Raw genomic sequence first — 8,124 nt, 5'->3', positions numbered from 1 at the left:
GACCTTTCAAAAGCAAGCTTTTAAAAGGTCCGCTCGACTTGCATGTATTAGGCACGCCGCCAGCGTTCGTCCTGAGCCAGGATCAAACTCTCCAATAAAGAGTCTGAGCTTTTGCTCAAAATTTGCTAGCTTGTCTTACTAAAAATCATTTTGTCGTGTTCCGTAGAACCGACGTTATGACGCTGTTGTTTTGTTTAGTTTTCAAAGATCATTTTCTTACATTTTTCGCTCAAAAGCGACTTCCTAATCATAACAACTTGTACATTTAAAGTCAAGCTGTTTTTTGATTATTTTTCAAGCGCTTTATTGCTATATCAATATCGCCTGCTCGAAGCGACGAGATTAAATATACCATCCTCACAACTATATTGCAATACTTTTTCTGAAATATTTTCAACTTAATTTTGTCATCATATAATACTTATAGAAGAAACGTATCATCTACAAAACTTAGTGAGATCATTCGACAGATGGAAAAAGCTTGTCGTTTTCTAGAAGGTTATGTATGATGATAAGTATTAATTAAATAATTCCACGAGGGGGGCCACAGTGGCTGAGAGTGAACTATTATGTTCTGACCCTTTGAACCTGTTAGTTAGTACTATCGTAGGGATGTGGCGCATTTTATTTCTTAACGTTATCTAAGCAATAAAGGAGCCCTCCTTTATTGCTTTTTTTATTTCCATGGTTCTGTAACTTCATTAAGTTGATGATAATAGCGGTTAAATGAGCACGATGATGCCTTTTAGGCTGCTTACCAACAACTTAATGTCAGTACCGTTATCTTAAGGAGGAATAATATGAAGAAAAATAATACCTTGTTTCTTGTTGAGGTTGCCATTTTTAGTGCCTTGGCTTATATGCTAGATTTATTATCTGGAGCCTTATCACAGGTATGGCCCCAAGGTGGATCTATAGCAATTTCAATGGTACCAATATTTATCATGGCGTTTCGATGGGGATTGAAAGGTGGTATCCTTTCAGGCTTTGTTCTGGGTTTATTACAAATAGTAACAGGTAACTTTTATGGAGTAGATCCTGTACAAATTTTCTTAGATTACATTGTAGCTTTTGTCGTATTAGGATTTGCTGGTGTTGTGGCAAAACAAGTGGTGAATGCCTCTAAGGAAGATAATTTAAAGAAGTTAATTCTTTTCGTAGCAGTTGCGATTTTCCTTGCATGTCTACTTCGGTTCTCCGCACACTTCGTGGCAGGCATGATATTCTTTGGTCACTTTGCTCCGGAAGGTCAGCCTGTGTGGCTTTATTCTCTAATTTACAACGGTTCTTATATGTTACCAAGCTTTGTTGTTACAACCGTTGTCACAGTATTGTTAATCAAAACGGTTCCACGTATTTTTAGATTCAATAAGTCCATTGCCTAAGCTGATCAATTAGATCAGCTCAGTGTGTAGACAAAGTTCAAAAATGATAAAAATCTCTAGTTGATCGCAGTGGAAGGAGCGAAGACTCCTGCGGGAGGAAGGGACATGGAAGACCCCGCAGGGCGTAGCCCGAGGAGGCTTCCGGACCGCCCGCGGAAAGCGAAGCTCCTGCAACGAAGATCAACTCTTCCAACAGATAACCTAACTATAGTTTGTCAACAGTCTGAGCTGATCAATTAGATCAGCTTTTTTTATTTGCTTAATTTAAACGAATGGTTGGATTGATGAAGCCTGAGCTTTTACAAGGGATGATAGAAAAATTACTAGAATGTTACGTTTGCTTCCTACATATAATGGAGTAACTAATGGAATAATTGATAGATCAGGGGGATTAGATATGGATCTCATAAAATTCACAGCATTTTTGATAGCTTTGTTAACTTCAATCGGGTTGTTTTTATTTGCTTACTTTGAGGGGGTGCGATTAAGCGAATCAGAGGGGAAAGTACGGGGAGAGAACATGATTATGAGCTTTTCACTTGCGCTTTTTTTTGCCATTATGGCCACTCGGTTAAGTTAAACTTTACATATTCAGATAGAAAATCATACTAAAAGCCGACAATGTCGGCTTTTTTTCTTCGCTATAAAAGCTTCTGCAAATCTTTCCAAACGTATGCCGTTTCCTCGTAACTGTTTTCACCAATTTTTATTTGTTCGGTATCTAGTTTTTCGGGTAAGAAGGAAAGGTAGAAATGCTTACAAGGGTTCTCTGTTAGAACCCATACAAGCATGGAAGAATGGTCCTTTTTCTTTAAGAACCTTGCTACTTCTTGAATGAGTTTTTTACCTATTCCTCTCCCCTGGATCTCTTTGAGCAAATAGATGGCATACAACTCCGTGTCTATTCCGTATTTCTTCGTACGCTCAGGTCCCCCGCTTGCAAAACCCACAATTTTCCCCTCTATTAATGCAACGAATAAACAACTATCTCTGAACCCCCGCGCAATAGCCCCTTTCCACATCTCTGCTCGACTGCTCTTAGATAATGTTTGCAAATAGTTTTCATCAACAATACCCTGATAGGTGGTTTTCCAACTTTCCACATGAACCTCGGCAATTGCATATTCATCGCCTGGCTTCGCCATTCTTACTTCCATTTCCTCTCCCCCTTTTTTAGTCCGAGGTTAACACATTGGTGTGATTTTTCTTTCTATTCTCTCTTAGAAAATAACCTACACTTAACATTACTAGGGATCCTCCCAAGAATTGAGACCATGTTACCGATTCGTTTAATACGTAGTATGCAAGAATTGCAGCACCAATGGGCTCAAAGAGAATACTCATGGATATCACATTGGTACTGATATATCGTACTGCCCAGTTAAATAAAGAGTGTCCCAACAGTGTGGGGAAGATGGCAAGCAGGATGAACCATCCCCAATCTGATGCAGGATAGCCTGTGAATGAATCACCTGTAAACAGCACATAAAATAACAATGTAACAGTGCTAAATCCATAGACAATGAATGTATAGGTAACCAGCGATAGTCTTTTTCTGACATCCTGACCGAATAGAAGGTAGGCCGTAACCAGCGCACATGCCATTAACGCAAGGATATCTCCGAAAAGAGCCATTCCACTTATTCTAAAATCTCCCCAGCTGATCACAACACTCCCGAGAATGGCGATGATGCCACTGATAATCGCTTTTTTACTGAGCCTTTCCTGGAAAAACAGGTATGTCCCTATAAAGGCAAACAATGGTTGAAGTGTGACGAGTACTGTAGAACTAGCCACACTGGTATAGTTCAAGGATTCAAACCATAAGATAAAATGAAAAGCCAAAAATACTCCGGCAAGAACAGAAAAAAGCCAGTCTCTTCTTCTAATTCTCTTTAATTCCCCTACATATTTATATAGAAAAACGGGAAGTAAAAATAACACAGAAAAGAATAACCGATAGAAGGCCACCACTCCAGCTGGCGCTTCCGCCAGTTTGACAAATATGGCTGAGGTGGAGACAGTTATCACTCCCACCGCGAGAGCCACATAAGGATTAAACCACTTATTCATACACTTTCACCCAAACCATTTCCATCTTAAATTATACTTTCTAATTGTACAGAATATTGTTATAATTCTCTAACCATTTGTTATTTATAAAGGTTGCTTCCAAAGTTGTCATGCAACGATGGAAAGAAACCTATACAAGAATCATACAGCATTTTATACAGGAGGTGCCATATGGAATTATTTTTCGAATATATCGACGAGTACGACTTTGTTGTAAAGCTTATCTTTGCAACCTTTGCAGGTATAATCATTGGTCTAGAGCGTGAATTAAAAGGAAAACCACTTGGATTAAAGACATGTGTGATTGTATCCGTGATGGCTTGCCTCTTAACCATCGTCTCCTATGAATCCGCCTTTCTTTATTCAAAGGAGTATTCGAGACCCATGGATCCGGGACGTATTCCTTCCTATGTAATTAGCGGTATCGGATTTTTGGGAGCGGGCGTGATACTTCGTAGAAGCAATGAAGCAATCTCCGGCTTGACTACAGCAGCATTGGTATTGGCCTCTGCAGCATTGGGGATTACAATAGGTGCAGGATTTTTTATTGAAGGTGCTTTTGGCGTTATCTTTATCATCTTGGGTGTGAAGGTCATTCCTTCCCTTTTTGAAAAGATAGGACCAAAGAAACTAAAGGAAAAAGAAATAAAAGTGAAAATCTACCTTGAAAAGGATGTTGACCTGACCATGGTCATGAAAGAGATTCATCATAAAAACTTATCGATTAAGCGAGTGAAAGTAAAAGAAGAAAAAGACGATATTGTATTAAACTGTATCATCACAACCAAGAAGATAGTATACACAACAGATGTCTATTATGAATTGAAATCATTGACCGGTGTCATCCAAGCTGAAGTAGAAAACTTGGACTAATAATTTTTTTCGAATAATGTTTGCAAAAGGCTGATTTTTTGGTAAAATAAATTCAGTCGCATCGGGGCGGTAGTTCAGTGGGAGAATACTTCGCTGGCAGCGAAGGGGTCGTGGGTTCGAATCCCATCCGCTCCATATCAAAGGCACCACTACATTGTAGTGATGCCTTTTTTTGATCTTCTAATTAAGTAATTCCCTTAAACTATTTTCCATTCAATAGAATATCTTAAAACCGGACAAGCATACGATGGTAAAAGATATTCATTGGAAAGGAAGATAGCGCGATGATGACCTCCATGAAAAAAACTTTTACTGCCTCCATGTATGCTACCATGGCCATCAGTTTTTGGGGAATTTCATTTGTGTCCACAAAGGCTGTTTTGCATAAGCTTGATCCTTTCACCTTATTGGTAACGAGGTTTGGCATAGGAGCATTGTTTTTAATGATTCTATTAGTACTAACACGCGAACGATTAACCATTTCTCTAAAGTATATTCCCCATCTACTAGTGTTGGGAATCTTAGGCGTATTTGTTCATCAAGTATTGCAAGCGACTGCCTTGTTGACGATAGATGCCTCTGCTGCTGGATGGCTTATTTCTTTATCCCCTATTTTCACTGTTTTTCTATCTATGCTTTTCTTACACGAGAAAATGACCCTTTCAAGAGCGATTGGAATGATTCTGGCTGTAGTTGGTGTATTTATGATTACTTCCGCAAGAAGTGGCCAGCCTTTCACTCTTACCTTGAACATTGGGTTTATTTTGATGATTTTAAGTACCTTAAACTGGGCTATCTATTCCATTCTTTTAAGAGGGCTCCGTATCCCTTATCCCGCGCTAGTCATAACCTTTTATATGAGCTTTATAGGTTTCATCCTAACTACTCCTTTTTTTATAAAAAACAAAGGGTGGGAATCCCTACTCCTGCTTAACGCCGGGGAATGGGCCCACCTATTGTTTCTTGGAATATTTGTGTCTGGTATTGCTTATTGGTATTGGGGGAAAGCGCATGAAGTAATGGTAGCATCAAAGGTTTCCATGTTTTTATATTTAGAACCTATTACAACTTTACTTGCAGCTTTAACCTTATTACATGAAAGAATAAATGTCACCAGTGTATTCGGTGGTGTAATTATTATAGTAGGTGTTGTGATTGTTAATGGGCAGTTAGTGCCCTCCCTGTTACGTCAAATCTCAGCATGGTTCTTTATAAGAACAAAGGAATGATCAATCCTGCTCCCAGCAGAATTAATGCTCCACCTAATCTTGAAGAAATCTGGGCAAATGGCATCAATTCCATTCTCTTTGCGGCAGATAATACGGCAACATCCCCTGTTCCACCCATATTTGCCATGCATAGTCCTGCTGTGATGGCTGATTCGATCGGATAAAAACCTACAAGCTTTCCTAGAAGACCCGCACCGATTACAGCTCCTACTACCACACCAGCAACAATAAGGATGTACTGTACGCTCAGTGCATTCAACACTGCTTCTAGGTCGGTATATGCGACACCGATTCCAAACAGTAATGCCAACGTCCAGTTTTTCGCAACGAACTGATACCACTGGCTCGCTCCTTCCACGACTGATGATGGCAGAAGGTTAGCTATTTTTACAATGGCAATCAAAATGATCATGATGGCATATGGATGCAACGGCATCAATCCATCCAATAAGAAACCGATAGTAAAGAAAGTTAACGCCGCTGCCATCCCGGCACCCATTTTTCCTATTTCGTATTTTTGTACTGTTTTTTCATACGTAAAACCTTTCATTAAGACTCCATTTCCTGAGAGGCTTGGCATCTTGTTCCCCAACACATTCAATGCGCTTGCAAGGACAATCGCAAATACATTTCCAAGGGCCAATGCCGGCACCAAGATAGATATATAATAGCTAGGACTGTTTCCTAAAAGTTCCGAATAGATTTGACTCATAGGTACTGCACCGGCACCCATTCCACCACCAAGTATCGGCAGGGTAATGACTAATACCGCTTCCTGGAGTGTGAATCCGACCAGCATACCGACAATAGCAGCGATAGCCATTGCACCGAGCACCGCACCCATGATCGGCAAGAAGAATCGGACGCCTACTTTTACAAGCATTTGGGAGTTCATCCCTAAAATACTGCCTGTGATCAAGGCTGCAATATAAAAATCAAGGAAGCCTCCCGTTGTCATAAAGTCGTTGATGGAGGTTGAAACACTCTCTGGTAACATCCCACTATACACCATGTAAGCGGAACCAAAAATTGCGACAATGGCTCCTCCGCCGAGAAAGGTCTTGATGATAGGTAAACGGTCGCCTATCCAACCTAATGCTTCCCCAAATACTACCATGACAAGGAGCGCACCTATCATACCAGTTGGCAGATTGTCCGTGTATACAGCCAGCGCTGTCAAAACAAGGAATACGGCAAACCATACTACTGGTATATTAAAAATGCTTACACCTTGTTGATTGGGAATAGAATAAATTTTTGTTTTTTTGTTGGAAGGTAGAGTGTCTGTGTTCTTTTTTACAGCTTGCTCCATGTAGAACAACTCCCTTTTCTAAAAATATTGAGCACCAAGTTCTGCATCTTTTAAGATACAGAACTTGATTGGATGGATTTCTTTTTAGCATTACTTGCGACAGCTTTGGCTACTTCCACAGCCACCTGCTTGTCCAATGCGCTTGGAATGATATAATTTGCACTCAGCTCTTTTTCGCCTACCATTTTTGCAATGGCATAAGCAGCAGCGATTTTCATTTCTTCTGTGATATCGGTTGCTCCGGAATCAAGGGCTCCCCTGAATATTCCTGGGAAAGCCAATAGATTATTGATTTGGTTTGGATAATCGGAGCGACCCGTTCCAACCACTGCTGCCCCAGCGGCCAAGGCCTCTTCCGGATAAATCTCTGGGATAGGATTTGCAAGTGCAAAGACGATTGGATCTTTTGCCATTTTCATGATATGACTCTGCTTCAAAGCGGCCGGGCCGGAAACGCCGATGAATACATCTGCACCGGAGATAGCTTCATTAAGTGTTCCATTAATCTGGTGTAGATTCGTTCTTTTCGCTATCTCTGCTTGAGAGGCATTCATCCAATCCAGTCCTTCACAAACTATACCTTCGAGGCTGACAAGTGAAATATCCGCAAAGCCCGCCGTCAAAAGAAGCTTCGCAATGGAAATTCCTGCAGCCCCTGCTCCGTTGATGACGATTTTAGTCGTCTCCATCGGTTTCTTTATCAGCTTTAATGCATTGATCAATGCACCCAATATAACAATTGCCGTCCCATGCTGGTCATCATGGAACACCGGGATGTCCAAATCATTTTTTAATCGCTCTTCTATTTCGAAACACCTTGGTGCAGCAATATCTTCTAAATTGATCCCCGCAAAGGTTGGCTGAAGCGCTTTGACAATGGATACAATTTCATCCACATCTGTGGTATCAAGACAAATCGGAAATGCATCTATATCTGCAAACTGCTTGAAGAGGATACTCTTTCCTTCCATGACAGGCATCGCTGCTTTAGGGCCGATATCTCCAAGACCCAGCACTGCGGTACCATCTGTCACAACCGCCACCATATTGCCTCTTGATGTTAAGGAATTAACCTTATTTGAGTCTTTGGCAATCTCTTTGCAGACATCCGCTACACCAGGGGTATAAGCTAGACTTAAATCATCTTCCGTTTGTATATCAATCTTGCTGACGATAGCAATCTTTCCAGCATTCTCCCGATGAAGATTCAAAGCTTTCTCTTTCAAATTCGTTCCTTTCATATCCATCTCTC

The 8,124-nt window shown here is 40.6% G+C and carries 8 protein-coding genes, 1 tRNA gene, 1 rRNA gene and 1 riboswitch; of the genes, 5 read left to right on the top strand and 5 right to left on the bottom strand.

Annotation, left to right across the window (positions count from 1 at the left end):
* Positions 1 to 98, bottom strand: a 16S ribosomal RNA gene (locus EKQ44_RS09545); the annotation flags it as partial.
* A 429-nt stretch (positions 99 to 527) separates the two neighbouring features.
* Positions 528 to 630: riboswitch (TPP riboswitch) on the top strand.
* A gap of 170 nt (positions 631 to 800) precedes the next feature.
* On the opposite strand from EKQ44_RS09545, the gene thiT reads away from it, so the two are divergent.
* Positions 801 to 1,385: an energy-coupled thiamine transporter ThiT gene (gene thiT / locus EKQ44_RS09540; RefSeq protein ID WP_237663295.1), complete on the top strand. Its 585-nt coding sequence runs from the start codon at positions 801 to 803 to the stop codon at positions 1,383 to 1,385.
* A 397-nt stretch (positions 1,386 to 1,782) separates the two neighbouring features.
* Positions 1,783 to 1,965: a hypothetical protein gene (locus tag EKQ44_RS09535; RefSeq protein ID WP_237663294.1), complete on the top strand. Its 183-nt coding sequence runs from the start codon at positions 1,783 to 1,785 to the stop codon at positions 1,963 to 1,965.
* A gap of 61 nt (positions 1,966 to 2,026) precedes the next feature.
* Here EKQ44_RS09535 and EKQ44_RS09530 read toward each other — a convergent pair whose 3' ends face one another.
* A complete protein-coding gene (locus EKQ44_RS09530; protein WP_237663293.1) occupies positions 2,027 to 2,542 on the bottom strand; it encodes a GNAT family N-acetyltransferase in 516 nt (171 codons plus the stop codon).
* Positions 2,543 to 2,558: 16 nt separating this feature from the next.
* Positions 2,559 to 3,458: a DMT family transporter gene (locus EKQ44_RS09525; protein ID WP_237663292.1), complete on the bottom strand. Its 900-nt coding sequence runs from the start codon at positions 3,456 to 3,458 to the stop codon at positions 2,559 to 2,561.
* 171 nt (positions 3,459 to 3,629) lie between these two features.
* Here EKQ44_RS09525 and EKQ44_RS09520 point away from each other — a divergent pair, with 171 nt between their 5' ends.
* From EKQ44_RS09520 to EKQ44_RS09510, 3 genes are all read left to right on the top strand, one after another.
* Positions 3,630 to 4,331 (top strand): MgtC/SapB family protein, encoded by a 702-nt coding sequence (locus tag EKQ44_RS09520; RefSeq protein WP_237663291.1) that lies wholly within the window; start codon positions 3,630 to 3,632, stop codon positions 4,329 to 4,331.
* 63 nt (positions 4,332 to 4,394) lie between these two features.
* Positions 4,395 to 4,466 (top strand) — tRNA-Ala (locus tag EKQ44_RS09515).
* A 149-nt stretch (positions 4,467 to 4,615) separates the two neighbouring features.
* Positions 4,616 to 5,560, top strand: coding sequence for a DMT family transporter (locus tag EKQ44_RS09510; RefSeq protein ID WP_237663290.1), 945 nt, complete (start codon positions 4,616 to 4,618; stop codon positions 5,558 to 5,560).
* On the opposite strand, the gene EKQ44_RS09505 is transcribed toward EKQ44_RS09510, so the two are convergent.
* Complete coding sequence (locus EKQ44_RS09505) at positions 5,541 to 6,872, bottom strand: 2-hydroxycarboxylate transporter family protein (protein ID WP_237663289.1); 1,332 nt, start codon at positions 6,870 to 6,872, stop codon at positions 5,541 to 5,543. The genes EKQ44_RS09510 and EKQ44_RS09505 overlap by 20 nt on opposite strands.
* Positions 6,873 to 6,922: 50 nt before the next feature.
* A complete protein-coding gene (locus EKQ44_RS09500) occupies positions 6,923 to 8,113 on the bottom strand; it encodes an NAD(P)-dependent malic enzyme (RefSeq protein ID WP_237663288.1) in 1,191 nt (396 codons plus the stop codon).
* Positions 8,114 to 8,124: the final 11 nt, after the last annotated feature.

It is taken from the genome of Sutcliffiella horikoshii (assembly GCF_021991925.1).
Taxonomy (GTDB): domain Bacteria; phylum Bacillota; class Bacilli; order Bacillales; family Bacillaceae_I; genus Sutcliffiella_A; species Sutcliffiella_A horikoshii_F.
This window is presented reverse-complemented; position numbering and strand designations above follow the sequence as displayed.